Origin of the sequence: Microcoleus sp. F4-D5 (assembly GCF_036704885.1) — a bacterium.
GTDB lineage: Bacteria > Cyanobacteriota > Cyanobacteriia > Cyanobacteriales > Microcoleaceae > Microcoleus.
This window is the reverse complement of record NZ_JAUBSX010000046.1, coordinates 37,220-55,709: the sequence shown is the minus strand read 5'-3', so window position 1 is coordinate 55,709 and position 18,490 is coordinate 37,220. Positions and strand designations below refer to the sequence as shown.

Here is an 18,490-nt window from a genome sequence, read left to right as displayed (position 1 = left end):
GTTTTGACAGCGCCTTCAAGAATTACCTTTTGGTAGTTTCTTTAGAATCCCTGCTGCTTCAGCACAGGGAGTGTCAATTGCTCTCGGAGATTTTCCTCAGTTAATTCTTTGCCCCAGTTTCTAAATACCATATATTTCTTGCCATCGGTTTTGTTAATTTTGGATACTTGATTATTGCGGCATGGGATTGTGTTAAGCGGACTGTGAATAACATGATACTTAATAATGGGTTACTACTTAGGAAATAAGTAAATAGGAGGAAGAAACTAACTTTTATTTTTGGTATTTCTGGTAAGGGTAAGTGTTTAGGATAAATTTTTATGGAACACCAGCCGATCGCCAGAAAGCATCTTATTGGGAGCCTGATCACTGGTTTAGCAGTTGGCGCGATCGCGGGCGCACCCATCGGCTGGATGGCTAATGGGTATTATTCCGAGCAGCGTTTGGCTCAAATTCTGATTTGCCGAGAAAAAAATAGAGATCAGCCAGTTGCGATTGTTGAGGCTAGGTGCGGTTCCCGATTCTAAATTTTTCTGCTAGCCAGAGGGCTGTGTCACATATTGTGAGGCTTGTGCGAATGTCGAAAGTTCGATCGCGCAGGCCTTGAGTGCGTTGTCAATATGCCACAAACCGGAAAAGTTATCCGTCAGTTGATATGTGGGTATGTTAAATTTACACAACAATGAATTACAGCAGAACAATTCCGGCTATTTTGAGTGCTACGATCGCCCTGAGTTCGATCGCCCTCATTCCACTGACCTCACCTCAAATCGCCCTCGCATTAACCGCCGACAAAGTTAAAACCGTTGCCCAACAAATTACTGTTCGCATCCAGGGGCCAAAAGGCGGTTCGGGAGTAATTTTAGAAAAACAGGGCAGCACATACTATATTCTCACAAACTGGCACGTTGTCGATAAAGCCGGCGATTACGAGGTTGTAACTCCTGACGGCAAAGCTCACTCTGTATACTATAGCCTCGTGCGGCGAATGCCCGGTGCGGATTTGGCGATCGTGCCCTTCAGCAGCCCTCAAAGCTACCCCCTGGCTCAATTAGCCAATTCCGCAGCAACTAAGGGAAACAAGGCTTATGTGGCCGGCTGGCCGATATCCGGCGGTTCTCTGAGACAGCCGATTTTCCTCGCCACGGAAGGTCAGCTTACCGGCCGCCAAACTCCCTGGAACGGCTATACATTGGTATACAACAACTTAGTGAGAGCGGGCATGAGCGGCGGCCCAGTGCTCGACGATGCAGGGCGAGTTGTCGCAATTAACGGCATTGTCAGGTTAGAGGACAATTCCGATAAAATCGTGGCTGCGGGAATAGAAATCAATACTTTCATGAAATGGCGATCGACTGTTTCGCTGCCAGTAGTTCCCCAATCTCCTACTGCCGGAAACCCGAAAACTCCGGCGAATAATGCGCCCCGCCGGCCCGCAAGTGCGATCGCCTTTGCTGCCACAAATACCCTCAAAGGGCCTTCGGAAGTTGTCAGTTCCCTTGCCCTAGCTTCCGCTTATTTTACTACAGGAAATAGCAACGGCACAATCTCTGTTTGGAATTTTCCCAGCGGGCAATTAAAAACTACCCTGCAAGGACACACGGAGGCCGTAAACGCACTGGGCGCGAGTGCGGATGGCAAGGTGTTAGCTAGCGGCAGCGACGACAAAACTGTGAAAATTTGGAATTTAGAAACTGGCGCGGTTGTACGCACTTTGAGCGGGCATTCCAATGCAGTTTCGAGCGTTGCCGTCAGTCCCGATGGTCAATTTGTAGCCAGCGGCAGTTGGGACAAAACGATTAAGATTTGGAACGCTAAAACGGGGGAGTTGCTGCGGACTTTGACCGGGCATTCTGGGTTGGTGAATGCTGTTGTTATCAGTCCTGACAACAAAACTTTAGCTAGCGGCAGCAAAGACGGTTCAATTAGGTTGTGGAATTTAGCTGCAGGTCAAGCAATTCGCACGATTAGCGGCAAAAACTTGGCTGTTTTGTCGCTAGCTTTTACTCCCGACGGCAAAAGTTTAGCGGCGGGAAACAGCAATGGCACTGTTGGGTTGTGGAATGCCGGAAACGGGCAATTAATCCGGCGTTTAAGCGGGCATACTGACGGGGTTTGGTCGGTGGCATTCAGTCGGGATGGCACTACGCTGGTTACTGGGAGTTGGGATAAGAGTGTGAGACTTTGGGATGTGCGATCGGGCGATTTGAGAGGTAATTTGAGCGGTCATGCTGGCTACGTTAGTGCTGTGGCGATTAGTGCAGATGGGAAGACTATTGTTAGTGCGGGTTGGTTGGGGGAAATTAAGATTTGGAAAAGGAGTTGAGATTTTTTTGATTTAACCGCAGAGGGCGCAGAGGGCGCAGAGGAAGAGAAGGCTGTTGGGCATCTAAATTGTATTGTTGGGCGGGCGGGACACCTCACAAGAATGTCATCAAACTTGACTGTAAAATTTAGATGCGCCTGGGCTTATAAAAAAATTAATTCCCGAAGCTACACTACTAAATCTTCGATCGAGAATTTCAATAAGTCGCACAGGGCTTTCATCTGTGCTGGGTAAAGCTTGGGGACGTGTCTGTCGGTTTCCCAGTTGATGACTGTGGATTCCACCACATTACACGCTCTTGCCACTTGTATTCGAGTCAAACCTAGACTTTCACGTCTTTCTCTTAGCTTTTGCCCCAGCGTCATTATCTGTCCCGTACTTAGTTCAGTTTATTCTATTTATTCAGTTGACTATATGTAGTTCGTGTCATAATCTAGAGACAGACACAAAGTCTAACAAAGGTCAAAAGCCAGTCCGCGCCCTCGACAAGCATTGAACTGGCTTTGGCTCCAACATTCAAATGGAGACAAATTTAATTATGCCTTACAAACAGCGCCTTAACAGGTGGTTGGTTGTTCGCCTGCTTCCGAATATGCAGCGAATCACTGTAGCCCATTTTTTCAAACATTCCGATGCTGACGGCTATCTGCGGATAATCCGGCAGTTAATCCCCAAGGCTGAATTTGTGATTGTTTTTAATGCAGAGATCAATCTCGAAACAGCCCCTAGTAGTAACGAAGGCAGCTAAGCTGTTCATCTAAATTGTATTTTTGGGCAGGCCCGACACCCCACAAGAAAATACACTTTTTGTGGAACAGGCATCCTGCCTGTTCTTCAAAAGGGTGCAAGATATGAGAATTATCAAACTCGCAAAAACAGACGCCCTCCCATCCTCCCGCACCCGACTGCTAGCGTCTCGCTTCCAAGTCCGATCGACACTTATGATAGATTTGGTTCTTGCCAGACTAAACTAGAAAACAAAATCAAATTAGCATTTGCGCCATAAATTCGATCGACAGGCCGATCGGGCGGGACTCTCAAATTCGTGGAACAGGCGTCCCGCCTGTGGTTGGCAAAGTAAATCTAAAATCTAAAACCTAAAATCGCGTGACTTCTGACAAATGATTGAAGTAGAACACTTAAGCAAAACTTACGGTTCGACCGCAGCGATCGCGGACGTGTCTTTTTCGGTCGAATCAGGAGAAATTCTCGGGTTTTTGGGGCCAAACGGCGCTGGCAAAACCACAACGATGCGGATTTTGTCGGGATATTTGCCGGCATCCAGCGGTACGGCCCGCATCGCCGGCCTCGACGTTCACGAAAACTCGATGGCAGTCAGACAGCGCATCGGCTATCTGCCGGAAAACCCGCCGCTTTATCCAGAAATGACTGTGGAAGGGTTTCTGTTTTTTGTGGCCAGGATCAAGCAAGTACCTGCGGGCGATCGCGCGCGACGAGTTACCTCCGCGATCGAACGCTGCGGCCTGGTTGATAAACGCAAAGTTTTAATCCGCAAACTTTCTAAAGGATTTCGGCAGCGCGTCGGTATCGCCCAGGCGATCGTCCACGACCCGCCGGTCATTATCTTAGACGAACCAACCGTCGGTCTCGACCCCCGACAAATCATCGAAGTCCGCAATTTAATCAAAAGCCTTGGCGGCCAGCACACAATCATCCTTTCCACGCACATTCTCCCGGAAGTCAGCATGACTTGCAACCGCGTCACCATCATCAATCGCGGAAAAATCGCCGCTGCGGGTACTCCCGAAAATTTGATGGGAGAGTTGGCGGTGGGAGAGGGTTACGAACTCGAAGTAGAAGGCGAGGCGGATTTGGTAAACAGTCTGCTGTTGCCTTCTTTGGAAAATGTGCCGGGAGTTCGATCTGTCGAATTGATTCCCAGCCAGCAATTTTTAGTGAGTCGCTACCGCCTGCGCGCTTTGTGCGAAGCGGACATAGAACCGGGACGAGAAATTGCCGCAGCTATTATCACCTCTGGATTCGGACTTTGCGAAATGCGCCGCAATCGGGCTAGTTTGGAAGATGTGTTTTTAAGGCTGACAGCGGCTGAAAAGAAACCGGAAGAAAATCTGGTTCACAGCGAACCGGAGGTCGATCGAAATCTGCAAGAAGCGGCAGAAACTCAAGACTCGATCGCGGATTCTCATCAATCGGAATCGCAACCGATTGTCGAAAATCTGCTAGTTTCAGATAGGCAAGAGTCGATCGAGCATCAACCAGCATCGGAACCAGTGGTAGAAACCGCCGAGTCGATCGAGCATCGTGAACCAGAACCGATTGTCGAACATCTAGAAGTTTCACAAACAGTAGACTCGATCGAGCATCCTCAACCAGAATCGGAACCAATTGTAGAAACCGCCGAGTCGATCGAGCATCGTGAACCAGAACCGATTGTCGAACATCTAGAAGTTTCACAAACAGTAGACTCGATCGAGCATCATGAATCAGAACCGATAGTCGAAAATCTAGAAGTTTCACAAACAGTAGACTCGATCGAGCATCATGAATCAGAACCGATAGTCGAAAATCTAGAAGTTTCACAAACAGTAGACTCGATCGAGCATCATGAATCAGAACCGATAGTCGAAAATCTAGAAGTTTCCGAAACAGTAGACTCGATCGAGCATCATGAATCAGAACCGATAGTCGAAAATCTAGAAGTTTCACAAACCGTAGAGTCGATCGAGCATCCTCAACCAGAACCGATTGTCGAACATCTAGAAGTTTCAGAAACCGTAGAGTCGATCGAGCATCCTCAACCAGAACCGATTGTCGAACATCTAGAAGTTTCAGAAACCGTAGAGTCGATCGAGCATCCTCAACCAGAACCGATTGTCGAAAATCTAGAAGTTTCAGAAACCGCCGAGTCGATCGAGCATTCTCAACCAGAACCGATTGTCGAACATCTAGAAGTTTCAGATACAGTAGAGTCGATCGAGCCTCGTGAACCAGCATCGGAACCAGTTGTAGAAACCGCCGAGTCGATCGAGCATCGTGAACCAGAACCGATTGTCGAAAATCTAGAAGTTTCAGAAACCGCCGAGTCGATCGAGCATCCTCAACCAGAACCGATTGTCGAAAATCTAGAAGTTTCAGAAACCGCCGAGTCGATCGAGCATCGTGAACCAGAATCCCAACCAGTTGCAGAAACACCAGAGGAAATAAGCGATTTAGAACCAGAAATGCAACCAGTGGCAGATTTTCTGGAAACTGTAGAAAGACAAGAATCGATCGAGCATCCTCAATCAGAACAAGTTGTCGAAAATCTGCTGATTGTTGACAGGCAAGAGTCGATCAAACCTTCTCAACCAGAACCTGAACCGATTCCAGAAACCGTCGAGTCGATCGAGCATCCTCAATCAGAACAAGTTGTCGAAAATCTGCTGATTGTTGAAAGGCAAGAGTCGAGCGAGCCTTCTCAGCCAGAACCAGAACCGATTCCAGAAACCGTCGAGTCGATCGAACATCCTCAATCAGAACCGATTTTAGAAACCGTCGAGTCGATCGAACATCCTCAATCAGAACAAGTTGTCGAAAATCTGCTGATTGTTGAAAGGCAAGAGTCGAGCGAACCTTCTCAACCAGAGCCTGAACCGATTCCAGAAACCGTCGAGTTGATCGAACATCCTCAATCAGAACAAGTTGTCGAAAATCTGCTGATTGTTGAAAGGCAAGAGTCGAGCGAACCTTCTCAACCAGAGCCTGAACCGATTCCAGAAACCGTCGAGTCGATCAAACATCCTCAATCAGAACCGATTTTAGAAACCGTCGAGTCGATCGAACATCCTCAATCAGAACAAGTTGTCGAAAATCTGCTGATTGTTGAAAGGCAAGAGTCGAAAGAACATCCTCAACCAGAACCGGTTGTCGAAAATTTCCTCATTCCAGAAACCGTCGAGTCGAAACAACCTTCTCAACCAGAACCTGAACCGATTTTAGAAACCCTCGAGTCGAAAGAACCTTCTCAACCAGAACCAATTGTCGAAAATCTGCTGATTGTTGAAACCGTCGAGTCGAAAGAACCTTCTCAACCAGAACCAATTGTCGAAAATCTGCTGATTGTTGAAACCGTCGAGTCGAAAGAACCTTCTCAACCAGAACCGGTTGTCGAAAATCTCGAAGTTTCACAAACACCAGAGTTGAGCCAACCTTCTCAACCAGAATCCCAACCAGAGGTAAAAAATAGGCAACTTAAAAAAAAGCCACAACCGAGTAGCGATTCTCCACCAGAACAGCCACCTGTTACCAGAAAGCGACAAATAGAAAGAAAGCAAAACGATAGCGACGACAGCGAAACACCACCCGCAGGCGACTCAAAATGAACCAATTACCAATAGCCAATTACCCATTCCCAATTCCTAAAGGTTAGTAATGATTAGTAATATTGTCGCAATTTACCGCAAAGAACTACAAAGCTATTTTGCCTCGCCACTAGCCTATGCCATCGCAGCAGTCTTTTGGCTAATCACCGGCTACTTTTTAATAGCCATCCTCCTCGCCCCCGACGGGTTAATCCCCCAAATCGGCCAGCGAGACCAAATGGGAATTACCGAACCTCCCATCGACGTAGCCTACGAATTCCTGCAACTATTTCTGCGAATAATGGGCTCCCTTTCACTGTTCGTACTGCCCGCACTCTCAATGGGACTTTACGCAGAAGAACGCAAACGTGGAACCTTAGAACTATTAGCCACATCGCCCTTAACAAACTGGGCAGTTGCTACTGGCAAACTCCTCGGCGTTTTAACATTTTATACCACCATGTTGGTACCGCTGCTGTTCTGCGAGGCGATCGTCCTCAGTTCCTCAACCCCACCCGTACCCCCCGGAGTTCTTCTGCTAGGACACGGCGGCTTAATCTTACTAGCAGCAGGAGTATTGTCCCTCGGAATGTTTATTTCCTCCCTCACAGACAGCACAATTTTATCAGCCATCCTCACCTTCGCTCTAGTATTATTTCTGTGGGTGATCGATGCAGCCGCCGTCGCTATCGGTGGCCCCTTCGGAACAGCATTAGGACATTTGTCGCTATTAACACATTACACCAATCTTGTCAAGGGAGTTTTTGATACCAGCAGCTTAATTATGTTTGCCAGTTACATCATTTTAGGAGTATTTCTGACCGCCCAATCCATTGATGCTTTGCGATATCAGCGTTCTTAAAAACATCAGGGAAGAGTTCGGGTAATCAAGAGGGGAGAGTGGGAAAGTAGGAGAATAGGAGAGTCGGAGATTAAAGGATAGGGCAACAATTCCCAATTCCCAATTCCCAATTTCCCATTCCCAATTCCCAATTAATGTTAGTTATTCCACTAATTTGTTGAAATAATGAGATTTATCAATCCAAAAATCGACTTGGCGTTCAAAAAAATATTCGGTTCCAGCGACAGCAAAGACATCCTGATTAATTTTTTAAACGCCATTCTTTATGAAGGACAACCAGTCATCGAAGACCTAGAAATAATCGACTCCCAACCAGAACCTCAAACTCTCGCAACCCAAGACACACACCTAGATGTCAAAGCCACAATTAACGGCGGCAGAATCGCCCTAGTTGAAATTCAACTGATCAACGTGCCTTACTTCGGGAACAGAGTGTTGTACAACGCGGCAAAAAGCTACAGCCAGCAATTAACAGGAAAAGAACGCTACGAAAGACTAAAAACAGTAATTTCCTTGAAAATTGCCGACTTTGAAATGTTTGATAATCAGCCCGAATTTATGTCGCGGTTTGTTTTCAAAGAAAAAGAGCAACAGTTTGAGTGTCCAGATACTGAAATAGAATTAGTATTTATCGAACTGCCAAAATTTAGCAAGGAATTAGCAGCATTAGAAACAACCGCCGACAAATGGATTTACTTTCTCAATAACACGAGCAATCTGGAGACTGTACCAGAAACACTGAGTGCGGTGCCCGAAATTCAGAAAGCTTTGAATATTGCCAACGAGGACAACTTAACTCAGCAAGAATTAAATGAATTGCAGAAGCAAGAACTGTGGATTCAAGACCAGCAGATTGCCATAGATGTAGCAAGAGAACAGGTGACAAAAAGCGCTCAAGTTTCGTTAATATTGCGTCAGCTAGTGCGGCGCTTAGGCACAATACAACCGGAAACAGAAAACTGCATCCGTCAATTAGGCATAGAGGAATTAGAAGCACTAGGAGAGGTCGCAATTGATTTTAACCATCCGTCAGATTTAACAGAATGGTTGCAGGCTAATGCGATCTAGAATAACATCCTAGAACCGGAAATTTTTACCTCAATATTTACCTTATGAAAATTAGAAAAACAAATTGGAAATACGTTTTTTTGCTGGGCCCCCTCCTCATCGCAGCGGGGGTAACAGCAGCACTTGTATCTGGAGTATGGGACCCCCTGACAGTCGGTTTAGTTATTGCCGGAGCAGTGACGATCGCACTTTGGCTGCTATATTTGAGTTACGAACAAAGCTTTTGGGGGAAGCGTTCCACTCAAGCGGGCACCAACGCCCTGATTGCTACCCTCGCCGTCTTTGTGATTCTCGGAGTAATTAACTTCATAGCCGTTCGCTATCCCGTCCGCATCGACTTAACCGAAAGCCAACAATTTACCCTCGCCCCCCAGACTCAACAAATACTGCGAAATTTGCAACAAACAGTCAAAGTTTGGGTATTTGACCCCACCCAAAATCCCCAAATTAAAGAACTGCTGCAAAGCTACAAACGCGAGGGAGGCGAAAAGTTCCAATTTGAATTTGTTGACCCGCTAGCCCAACCGGGAAAAGCGCGAGAATTTAGCATTACCAGCATCGGAGAAGTTTACCTGCAATCAGGGGACAAAAAACAGGTACTGCAAAAAGGTGGCACTGCTTTTGGTAGCGACCCCAATCAAGGTCTTTCAGAAATCAAACTGACCAATGGCTTAGAAGAAATTCTGAGCACTCGCGTTGCTACAGTTTACTTTTTGCAAGGCAAAGGAGCCCGCCCGCTAAAGGAAGGTCAAGGTGGAATTCAGCAAGCTGAAAAAGCTTTGAAAGATAAATACTACAACGCTCAAACGCTGAATTTGACGGAACGCAAAGAAGTGCCAGAAGATGCAGATGCTTTAATCGTTCCCGGGCAGGACAAACCGTTTTCCGATACAGAAATTAAAGCACTAAAAGCTTATCTCGATCGCGGCGGCAGTTTATTGTTAATGGTAGACCCGGCAATTGATACGGGATTGGACAAATTGCTGCAAGAATGGGGCGTAAAACTAGACGCCCGTTTGGCCATCGATGCTTCGGGTACTGGTCAAAGATTTGGTCTGGGCCCCACGGTTCCCACAGTCAGGCGCTACGGCGAACATCCGATTACTCAAAGTTTTGGCACCGGCATTTCATTTTATCCGTTTGCGCGTGCTTTGGAAACCTCGCCCGTAGAAGGAATAGAGGAAAAACCTCTGATTTGGACGAGTCAAGAAAGTTGGGCCGAAAGCGATTTGACCACTAAGAAATTGGAGTTCGATCAAAAGACCGATCGACAAGGCCCGCTATTATTAGGTGTAGCTTTAGTTCGATCGTCCACTGACAGCACTCCCTTAAAGCCCTCACCTTCACCAACACCAACTTCCCCCTCGCCTTCACCCCAAGCATCGCCGACAGATTCACCGTCGCCGACAACTTCGCCGACAACTTCCCCGTCGCCGACAGATTCACCGTCCCCGACAACTTCGCCGACAGATTCAGCGTCGCCGACAACTTCAGCGTCGCCGACAACTTCACCGTCGCCGACAACTTCTCCATCGCCGACAGATTCACCGTCGCCGACAACTTCCCCGTCGCCGACAGATTCACCGTCACCGACAGATTCACCGTCGCCGACAACTTCGCCAACAGATTCACCATCGCCGACAACTTCCCCATCGCCAACAGATTCACCATCGCCAACAACTTCCCCATCGCCGACAACTTCGCCAACAGCTTCCCCAATCAGCTATTCGGTGATTGTCTCGCAAGAAGCAACGCCTCCAGCATTACCGACGACTTCGCCATCTCCCACAGCATCTCCCACAGCATCTCCCAGTCCAACCGCAACTCCTTCTGTACCTTCAACTCCTAGAAAAACATCGCGAATGGTAGTAATTGGCACATCTCAATTTGTGACTAACGGTTGGTTTGACCAACAACTCAATAGCGACGTGTTTCTTAATTCAGTCAGTTGGTTGAGTAAACCAGACCAGCAAAGCTTTTCTATCAGTCCGAAAAAAGCTACCAACCGCCGCATTAACATGACGGCCCTCCAAGTAGGATTGCTGGTGTTAGCTTGGCTAATGTGGCCTTTACTCGGACTCGGAATAGGCGGCGCTATCTGGTGGAAGAGAAGATGATGAAGAGTCATTAGTCATTAGTCATTAGTCATTAGTCATTAGTCATTAGTCATTAGTCATTGGTCATTAGTTATTTACTAGCAATTAGCAATTAACAATGCCCTGCGCGGGCCTATGCCCAATTCCCTGTTTGGCCAATTCCCAGTTATTATGAAATTGCAGAAAAATACATTAATATTAATAGCCGTCGCGTTGAGCATGACTGGGTTGGTTGCTTTGTTCGAGATGCAAGTATCTCCGAAACAGGAAGCCGCTAAGGAAGAAAAACAGAAAATTTTTGCTTTTAACTCCGATCGCGTACAATTCTTTACAGTCAAAACACCCGAAAAAATCTTGACTTTTGAGCGAGTTTATGCTAGAAAAGGAGGCAAGTCTAGCTGGGAAATGAAATTGCCAGTGCAAGCACACGCAAGTCAGGCATCGGTGGATTTTTTGCTAGACAGGTTGGCAACAGGAAAGAGCGATCGCACGATTAATATTACTGCTGCTCAACTGCCAGAATTCGGTCTCGACCAACCCCAAGCTACAGTCACAGTAAAACTGGACAACCAGGAAACTCACCGCCTAGTTTTAGGCAAAACAGACTTTAGCGGCCGCTTCTTGTACGCTCAAGCCAATCCCCCGGAAGCGCCCCCTCAAAATTCAGCCGAAAATTTACCCGTGCTGCTAGTGCCTTTTGACTTTAAAAATGCCGTCCAGCGACCTTTGTCAGAGTGGAAAAAAGCAGAAGCACCCAAAACAGACAAACCGCAAAAACCATCTCCCACGCCAAGTCCTGAGAATCAATAGATTGCCGTTCGATATGAGATGTTGCACCATTCTCAATCAGCCTTTTATAAACAGGCTTTCGGGCCCGTGAAGCCAAAAGTGAATTTTCTCGCTTCACAGACCCGAAAGCCTCTTGCTGACAACGGTGCGCTCTGGGATAGAATTTAAAGAACAAATCCCAAAACCTGTTACATCCAACATTCCTCACCTAAAATACAAAAAAGTCTAAACTTAAACTGTATTTAAGTGGCGTGCATTACCCCCAGGAAAGGGCGAATATGTTTCAGACAGCACTCAACCAAGGTACGACAGCAACGGATACAGCGTTTGACGTTGAACTCCGCAAGGTATTTAAGGTATTTAACGGCGAAACCGCAGTCCGCGGAGTAGACCTCAACATCCGCAAAGGAGAATTTTTTAGCATCCTCGGACCTAGCGGCTGCGGCAAGACTACGACGCTGCGCTTAATCGCTGGGTTCGAGACTCCCTCGGCGGGCGAATTGATGATTCGCGGCCAGTCAATGACCAACACTCCAGCTTACCGCCGTCCGGTAAATACTGTGTTTCAAAGCTACGCTTTGTTCGGACACATGAATGTCTGGGACAATATCGCTTTTGGATTGCGAATAAAAAAGCTGGGGAAAGCGGAAATTGAAGAACGGGTACGGGAAGTTTTGCAATTGGTGAAAATGGAATCTTTCGCCAACAGGTTTCCCGGTCAAATGTCGGGCGGCCAGCAGCAGCGGGTGGCTTTGGCGAGAGCTCTGGTAAATCGACCGGCGGTTCTGCTGCTGGACGAACCTCTGGGTGCTCTGGATTTGAAGTTGCGGAAGCAGATGCAGTTGGAACTGTCGAATTTGCATCAAGAACTCGGTTTGACTTTTGTGATGGTGACTCACGACCAAGAAGAGGCGATGAGTCTGTCTGACCGGATTGCTGTGATGCACGAGGGGAGGATCGATCAAATTGGCTCTCCTGAAGAAATTTATGAGTGCCCGCACACGGCTTTTGTGGCGGATTTTATTGGCGATACGAATTTGTTTGCGGGTACGGTAGAATCGATCGACCGATCGACTCTCACAGTTCGCACCTCAGCCAATCTGAAAATAATCGTTCAGCAGTCGGATATGTGGAGTGGTGTCACAGGCGACTCTGTTGTGGTCAGCGTCCGGCCGGAAAAAGTATATTTGAATCTCTACCAGCCGGAAGTTTCGGTCAACTGTTTTGAAGGGCGGCTCAAAAATACTATGTACATGGGCACGCACGTTCATTACGTGGTTGAGTTGGCGTCGGGCGATAAAATTACCGTGCGCCAGCCAAATACCGGAGGCTCTTTCCCAGATCCGCACACGCCGATTTATGCTTATTGGGGAACTAATGATTGTCTCGCTTTGACCGATCGGAATTAGTCAGTTGGCAGTTGGTAGTTGGTATCAGTCATTAGTCATTAGTCATTAGTCATGGGTTATTTGTTGGTCGTTGGTTCTCCTAACAAATAACATAGGACAATTCCCAATTCTCGATTACCAATTCGACAATCTTCAATCTCCAAATCTAAAATCTAAAATCTAAAATCTAAAATCTAAAATCGAACTGTGCCTCCGACTAACTTACCAATTTCCAGGATTTTCCCGGCTAATTCTACACGCCGTCAGTTCCTAAAAAAATCGGCGGCGACAATTTCTGGGTTAGCTGTTTCGAGTTGCGGCTGGCGGCTTGCAGACGTACAATCTGCTCCTGCTGCTAAAGGTGCTGCCGACCAACTTTTCATCTATACTTGGGCAGGCTATACCGATAAAGCTTTGCTCGATCGCTTTGCCGAAAAAACAGGCATTCGCGTAGTGGCAGACGTGTTTAGTACCTCCCTCGAAGAGTTTGTGGCGAGAGTTCAAGCAGGTGGTTTCCGGGCCAGCATCATGTACCTCTCCGATTACATGGTGGTGCAGATGAAAAAACTCGGGCTGCTGGCTCAATTAGATCGCTCGATTTTAGGGGGACTCGATCGGCTCAAAAAACAGTTCCAAAACCCTGTATATGACCCAGGAAACCGCTACAGCGTGCCTTTGAGTTGGGGGACAACAGGATTGATTTACAACAGCGAACAGCTCAAAAAAGCTCCCGAAGATTGGAGTTATTTGTGGGAACACAAACAAGAGTTAGCAAGGCGAATGACCCTGTTAAACGACGTTAGAGAAGTCATGGGCGCTGCGCTGCGGATGCTGGGTTATTCTCTCAATTCTACAAACAAACAACAAGTAAAAAAAGCCTATGAAAAATTAGAAGAACTCAAATCGGCGATCGCTTCTTTTACTACTGATGCTTGGCGGTCGCAAATGCTGACGGGGGATTTGAAAGTAGCAATGTGCTATTCTTCTGATGCCAATGAAGTAATTGCAAACAACCACAAATTGCGATATGTCGTCCCCAAAAGCGGTTCTTCTCTGTGGACGGACACTTTAGTAATTCCTAAAGGTGCTCCCAATCCAGAGGCAGCTTACAAATGGATTAATTTCCTACTGCAAGCCGATGTTGCCGCTTCCCTAGTCCAACGACTCGGTTTTGCAACTCCTTCAGAAGATGCTTTTTATTTGCTGACTCCAGAAGTTCGCAAAAACAAAATTATTTTTCCTTCTGAGGCTACTTTAAAAAAATGCGAAGGCGTGGCCCCCCTAGGCAAATTTGCAGATGTTTACGATCGCTACTGGACAAAACTAACCAGCATCTCATAGCATCAGTATTAATCTGCGTCGATCTGCGTTTGCTTGAAAATCTAAAATCAGCTAATTCCCAAATCCCAAATCTAAAATCCAAAATAGAACTGTGCCTCCGACTAACTTACCAATTTCCAGGATTTTCCCGGCTAATTCTACACGCCGTCAGTTCCTAAAAAAATCGGCGGCGACAATTTCTGGGTTAGCTGTTTCGAGTTGCGGCTGGCGGCTTGCAGACGTACAATCTGCTCCTGCTGCTAAAGGTGCTGCCGACCAACTTTTCATCTATACTTGGGCAGGCTATACCGATAAAGCTTTGCTCGATCGCTTTGCCGAAAAAACAGGCATTCGCGTAGTGGCAGACGTGTTTAGTTCCAACGAAGAGATGCTGGCGAGAGTTCAAGCCGGTGGGGGCCGCGCCTACAGCATCATTTACCCGTCTGACTACATGGTGGTTCAGATGAAGGAACTGGAACTGTTGACCGAATTAGACCACTCGATTTTGGGCGGACTCGATCGGCTCAAAAAACAGTTCCAAAACCCTGTATATGACCCAGGAAATCGCTACAGCGTGCCTTTGAGTTGGGGGACAACAGGATTGATTTACAACAGCGAACAGCTCAAAAAAGCTCCCGAAGATTGGAGTTATTTGTGGGAACACAAACAGGAGTTAGCAAGGCGAATGACCCTAGCCAGTGATGTCCGAGAAGTCATGGGCGCTGCGCTGCGGATGCTGGGCTATTCTCTCAATTCGACGAACCAAGAGCAAGTGAAACAAGCTTACGAAAAGTTGGTGGAACTCAAACCGGCGATCGCATCTTTTACTACTGATGCTTGGCGGCCGCAAATGCTGACGGGGGATTTGAAAGTAGCTATGTGTTATTCTTCTGATGCTAATGAAGTAATTTCAGATAACGATAAATTGAAGTATGTCGTCCCCAAAAGCGGTTCTTCTCTGTGGACGGACACTTTAGTAATTCCTAAAGGCGCTCCCAATCCCGAGGCAGCTTATAAATGGATTAACTTTATGCTGCAAGCGGATGTCGCAGCTTCTTTGGTAGAACGGCTCAGTTTTTCAACTCCTTCGGAAGATGCTTTTAATTTGCTGACGCCGGAAATCCGCGCCAACGAGATTCTTTTCCCTTCAGAAGCTGTTTTGAAAAATTGCGAAGGTGTGGCTCCGGTAGGGAAATTTATGGAAGTGTACGATCGCTATTGGACTCAATTAACCAGCGGCTAATCATCAAACGTAGGGCGGGTTTTACACGCAATATCTCATTATAATCCAATATTTCCACCAACTCGCCACCCCACAGCCGCTCCCCCACTCTATCCGTATTAGATCCGCGTTAATCCGCATTCATCAGCGGTTAAAAACTCAAAAAAATTGATTTATGGCTGTTTCTACCAAAACTCCCCCTCCTATTCCTCCCAATCCTTCCCTGAAGCCTGAAACTGTTCCCCCGTGGTCGTCGTGGGCTGGACCCCTGGCATTGCTCGGCCCTTCTGGCTTGTTGCTGGCTCTATTATTAGTAATACCAACTCTGGTAATTTTTGAGCTGAGTTTGGTGCCCAATATTAAGCCAGGAGATTTGGTGAATCCTTCGGGAATCGGCAATTACCTGCGAGTGTTTGAGCCGCTGAATTTGCAGGTAATGGGTCGATCGCTCTTTTTCGCAACGGGGACTACTATTCTGTGTTTGCTGCTGGGATTTCCCGTCGCTTACTGGATCGCCCTCAATGTCTCGAAAAAGTGGCGTAATTTAACTTTGTTAGGTTTTGTGTTGCCGCTGTGGACTTCTTCGCTGTTGCGATCGTATGCTTGGATTACAATTCTGCGTCCTACGGGGGTTCTCAACTCGCTGCTGGCACTTGTAGGCATTCCTCCTCTGGAATTGCTCAATCAAAGTTCCGCAGTTTTAATCGGCATGGCTTACAGTTATTTGCCTTATATCGTGACCATTCTCTACGCTTCTTTGGAAAAGTTAGACCGCAGGTTGCTAGAAGCATCTCAGGATTTGGGCGCGAATCCAGTGGAAACTTTCTGGAAAGTGACAGTACCTCAGACGATGCCGGGAATTGCTGCGGGTTCTTTGCTAGTATTTATTAGCTGTTTGGGCGATTTTGTCGATCCGGAGTTACTCGGTGGAGCTTCGAGCATGACGGCTGCTCGTTTGATTTACAATCAGTTTTTGGGGGCGACTCAAAATTGGGGGCTGGGTTCGGCTCTGAGTATGGTATTGATTTTTGCAGTGAGTATCGGAATTGCCCTTTTGCTTAAATATGGCGATCGTAATGCAATTTAGGATGTTGAAGGAAGATGGAATAAGAAAGAAAACAATTTTAGTTTTTCCGATTACCAATTCCTAATTCCCCATAAATTACCAACTACCAATTACCAATTTCCCATTAGCGAGACATGGAAAATACTGCCGACAATCCACAGGAGGAAATACAAGCCGATATGTACTTAAAACCTAAATTTAAGGTTTCTTGGCAGGTGATATTTGCCGTTTTGATGTTTTTTTATATGTACCTGCCCATCCTGGTACTCACATTTTACAGCTTTAACAAATCGCGTTTTAGCGCCGGCTGGGAAGGATTTACTTTAGATTGGTACGTTAAATTATTTAGCGATACGCGGATTTTAGTTGCCCTGAGAAACAGTTTAACAGTGGCAGTTTGTGCAGTTGCAATCTCGGCCGTACTCGGCACTTTGATGGCAGTTGGTTTAGCCCGCTACCGCTTTCCTGGCAAGAGTTTATATCAGGGAGTTTCCTACTTGCCGATTATTATTCCAGATATTGCGACCGCAGTTGCTACTCTCGTATTTTTAGCGGCGCTGGCTATTCCTCTGAGTTTGTGGACAATTGTCGCCGCTCACATTGTGTTTTGTCTGGCTTACATCGCCCTAGCTGTTTCTACTAGATTGGCAGATTTAAACCCCTATTTAGAAGAGGCTGCCTTGGATTTGGGGGCAACGCCTATTGAAGCTTTTATTCAGGTTTTGCTCCCTCAATTAATACCCGGAATTGTTTCGGGTTGTCTGTTGTCTTTTGTCCTCAGCATGGACGATTTTTTGATTGCGAGTTTTACCGCAGGTAGCGGGACTACAACTCTGCCAATGGAAATTTTTAGCCGGATTCGGACTGGGGTAAAACCTGATATTAATGCTCTGAGCGTGCTGTTAATAGTAGGTTCGGGAGGATTGGCATTTTTAGCGGAATATTTGCGCGGTCGGGGCGAGCAAAAACGGGCTCATTAGTCATTGGTCATTGGTTATTTGCAATCAAAAAACCCGGTTTCTTTGATAAGAAACCGGGTTTCTGAAGCGGTAAGGTCGCGATCGATCCTACAGAGGTTTTGAGTCTAGGACTGAACTGCGGCTATTTTGCTGGTAATTTTACCTTAGTAGCCAAACCTAGTGCTTCCAAAATTTGAATTGTCATCCAAGTGAAGTCAATTTCCCACCATTTCATGCCGTGACGGGCAGAGTATTGAAAAGCGTGGTGGTTGTTGTGCCAGCCTTCGCCGTAAGTCAAAACTGCAACCCACCAACAGTTAGTAGAACTATCTTCGGTTGCGTAAGTGCGGTAGCCAAATTTGTGAGTGGCGCTGTTAACAAACCAAGTGCAGTGATATACCGCAACTAAGCGGACAAAAATTACCCAAACTACAAAAGGCCAGCCTGCTGCTAAGTAGAGCAAAACGCCAAATGCAATTTGAAGGGGGAGAAAGTAGTTTTGCAAAAACTGGTAAAAGGGGTCGCTAGAAATGTCTTTTGTGCAGCGAGAAATTTCATCGTGAGCGGGGCCTTTGTAAAACATCCAGCCGATGTGACTCCACCAAAAACCCCGATCGGCATTGTGAGGATCGAGCGGGCTGTGGTCGGAGTGGGTGTGGTGCAAGCGGTGCAGGCCGACCCAATGAATTATTCCTCCTTGACAGGCAAGTGCTCCGCAAAAAGCTAGGAAATATTCTACGAATTTTGGTGTCTGAAAACTGCGGTGGGTGAGCAGTCGATGCCATCCGAGAGTTATTCCCAAACCGCCTGTTACCCAGTGCATGAATACAGTTAAACCAACTGCTGTCCAATTGAAGTTACTCGGAAGCAGGGCGAACAAAGCGCCGACGTGAAGTCCTGCTAAACTAATAATGTGGACCCAATTGTATTGGAGTTTGTTTTGCGTTGCAATTGTCATTCTATTTTTGATTTCTGATGAGATGCGGAGCTGAATTCACCCATAAAAGTTTGGATTGAGTTAGTGAACTGTCTTGTTGAACACTTGCCCAAACTAATAAATAATGAATGATAG

Annotated in this window: 14 protein-coding genes and 1 pseudogene; 13 read left to right on the top strand and 2 right to left on the bottom strand. The window is 46.7% G+C overall.

Annotation, left to right across the window (positions count from 1 at the left end):
* Window positions 1-320: 320 nt before the first annotated feature.
* Together QUA80_RS20620 and QUA80_RS20615 are read left to right on the top strand one after the other, a co-directional pair.
* Window positions 321-527 carry a hypothetical protein gene (locus QUA80_RS20620; RefSeq protein ID WP_333426955.1) on the top strand — a complete coding sequence of 69 codons (207 nt, stop codon included), beginning with the start codon at window positions 321-323 and terminating at the stop codon, window positions 525-527.
* A gap of 155 nt (window positions 528-682) precedes the next feature.
* Window positions 683-2,326, top strand: a complete 1,644-nt coding sequence (locus tag QUA80_RS20615; protein ID WP_333426954.1) for a trypsin-like peptidase domain-containing protein — start codon at window positions 683-685, stop codon at window positions 2,324-2,326.
* A gap of 167 nt (window positions 2,327-2,493) precedes the next feature.
* On the opposite strand, the gene QUA80_RS20610 is transcribed toward QUA80_RS20615, so the two are convergent.
* Entirely contained in the window at window positions 2,494-2,691 is a 198-nt protein-coding gene (locus tag QUA80_RS20610) for a helix-turn-helix transcriptional regulator (RefSeq protein ID WP_332970604.1), read from the bottom strand.
* 173 nt (window positions 2,692-2,864) lie between these two features.
* On the opposite strand from QUA80_RS20610, the gene QUA80_RS20605 reads away from it, so the two are divergent.
* The 11 genes and pseudogenes from QUA80_RS20605 (at window position 2,865) to QUA80_RS20555 (ending at window position 17,439) form a co-directional block, all read left to right on the top strand.
* Window positions 2,865-3,074 carry a hypothetical protein gene (locus tag QUA80_RS20605; protein ID WP_333426953.1) on the top strand — a complete coding sequence of 70 codons (210 nt, stop codon included), beginning with the start codon at window positions 2,865-2,867 and terminating at the stop codon, window positions 3,072-3,074.
* Between the two features lie 373 nt (window positions 3,075-3,447).
* Window positions 3,448-4,524, top strand: a pseudogene (locus tag QUA80_RS20600) (ABC transporter ATP-binding protein); the annotation flags it as partial.
* A gap of 2,194 nt (window positions 4,525-6,718) precedes the next feature.
* Window positions 6,719-7,510 (top strand): ABC transporter permease, encoded by a 792-nt coding sequence (locus QUA80_RS20595; protein ID WP_333426952.1) that lies wholly within the window; start codon window positions 6,719-6,721, stop codon window positions 7,508-7,510.
* Window positions 7,511-7,675: 165 nt separating this feature from the next.
* Window positions 7,676-8,578, top strand: a complete 903-nt coding sequence (locus tag QUA80_RS20590; protein WP_333426951.1) for an Rpn family recombination-promoting nuclease/putative transposase — start codon at window positions 7,676-7,678, stop codon at window positions 8,576-8,578.
* Window positions 8,579-8,622: 44 nt separating this feature from the next.
* On the top strand, window positions 8,623-10,695 hold the full coding sequence (locus QUA80_RS20585; protein ID WP_333426950.1) for a Gldg family protein: 2,073 nt from the start codon (window positions 8,623-8,625) through the stop codon (window positions 10,693-10,695).
* A 150-nt stretch (window positions 10,696-10,845) separates the two neighbouring features.
* On the top strand, window positions 10,846-11,484 hold the full coding sequence (locus QUA80_RS20580; protein WP_333426949.1) for a DUF4340 domain-containing protein: 639 nt from the start codon (window positions 10,846-10,848) through the stop codon (window positions 11,482-11,484).
* Window positions 11,485-11,741: 257 nt separating this feature from the next.
* Entirely contained in the window at window positions 11,742-12,872 is a 1,131-nt protein-coding gene (locus tag QUA80_RS20575) for an ABC transporter ATP-binding protein (protein WP_333426948.1), read from the top strand.
* A 186-nt stretch (window positions 12,873-13,058) separates the two neighbouring features.
* Entirely contained in the window at window positions 13,059-14,192 is a 1,134-nt protein-coding gene (locus QUA80_RS20570; RefSeq protein ID WP_333426947.1) for a spermidine/putrescine ABC transporter substrate-binding protein, read from the top strand.
* A 91-nt stretch (window positions 14,193-14,283) separates the two neighbouring features.
* Complete coding sequence (locus QUA80_RS20565; RefSeq protein WP_333426946.1) at window positions 14,284-15,414, top strand: spermidine/putrescine ABC transporter substrate-binding protein; 1,131 nt, start codon at window positions 14,284-14,286, stop codon at window positions 15,412-15,414.
* Window positions 15,415-15,568: 154 nt separating this feature from the next.
* Entirely contained in the window at window positions 15,569-16,480 is a 912-nt protein-coding gene (locus QUA80_RS20560) for an ABC transporter permease (protein ID WP_333426945.1), read from the top strand.
* A gap of 113 nt (window positions 16,481-16,593) precedes the next feature.
* A complete protein-coding gene (locus tag QUA80_RS20555; RefSeq protein ID WP_333426944.1) occupies window positions 16,594-17,439 on the top strand; it encodes an ABC transporter permease in 846 nt (281 codons plus the stop codon).
* A gap of 121 nt (window positions 17,440-17,560) precedes the next feature.
* Here the strand turns inward: QUA80_RS20555 and QUA80_RS20550 are convergent, their stop codons facing one another.
* Window positions 17,561-18,376 carry a fatty acid desaturase gene (locus QUA80_RS20550; RefSeq protein WP_333426943.1) on the bottom strand — a complete coding sequence of 272 codons (816 nt, stop codon included), beginning with the start codon at window positions 18,374-18,376 and terminating at the stop codon, window positions 17,561-17,563.
* Window positions 18,377-18,490 lie beyond the last annotated feature (114 nt).

Excerpts from the sequence above, each read along its gene's own strand:
- QUA80_RS20620 (WP_333426955.1), top strand. The coding sequence starts at position 321 with ATGGAACACCAGCCGATCGCCAGAAAGCATCTTATTGGGAGCCTGATC.
- QUA80_RS20615 (WP_333426954.1), top strand. The coding sequence starts at position 683 with ATGAATTACAGCAGAACAATTCCGGCTATTTTGAGTGCTACGATCGCC.
- QUA80_RS20610 (WP_332970604.1), bottom strand. The coding sequence starts at position 2,691 with ATGACGCTGGGGCAAAAGCTAAGAGAAAGACGTGAAAGTCTAGGTTTG.
- QUA80_RS20605 (WP_333426953.1), top strand. The coding sequence starts at position 2,865 with ATGCCTTACAAACAGCGCCTTAACAGGTGGTTGGTTGTTCGCCTGCTT.
- QUA80_RS20595 (WP_333426952.1), top strand. The coding sequence starts at position 6,719 with ATGATTAGTAATATTGTCGCAATTTACCGCAAAGAACTACAAAGCTAT.
- QUA80_RS20590 (WP_333426951.1), top strand. The coding sequence starts at position 7,676 with ATGAGATTTATCAATCCAAAAATCGACTTGGCGTTCAAAAAAATATTC.
- QUA80_RS20585 (WP_333426950.1), top strand. The coding sequence starts at position 8,623 with ATGAAAATTAGAAAAACAAATTGGAAATACGTTTTTTTGCTGGGCCCC.
- QUA80_RS20580 (WP_333426949.1), top strand. The coding sequence starts at position 10,846 with ATGAAATTGCAGAAAAATACATTAATATTAATAGCCGTCGCGTTGAGC.
- QUA80_RS20575 (WP_333426948.1), top strand. The coding sequence starts at position 11,742 with ATGTTTCAGACAGCACTCAACCAAGGTACGACAGCAACGGATACAGCG.
- QUA80_RS20560 (WP_333426945.1), top strand. The coding sequence starts at position 15,569 with ATGGCTGTTTCTACCAAAACTCCCCCTCCTATTCCTCCCAATCCTTCC.
- QUA80_RS20555 (WP_333426944.1), top strand. The coding sequence starts at position 16,594 with ATGGAAAATACTGCCGACAATCCACAGGAGGAAATACAAGCCGATATG.
- QUA80_RS20550 (WP_333426943.1), bottom strand. The coding sequence starts at position 18,376 with ATGACAATTGCAACGCAAAACAAACTCCAATACAATTGGGTCCACATT.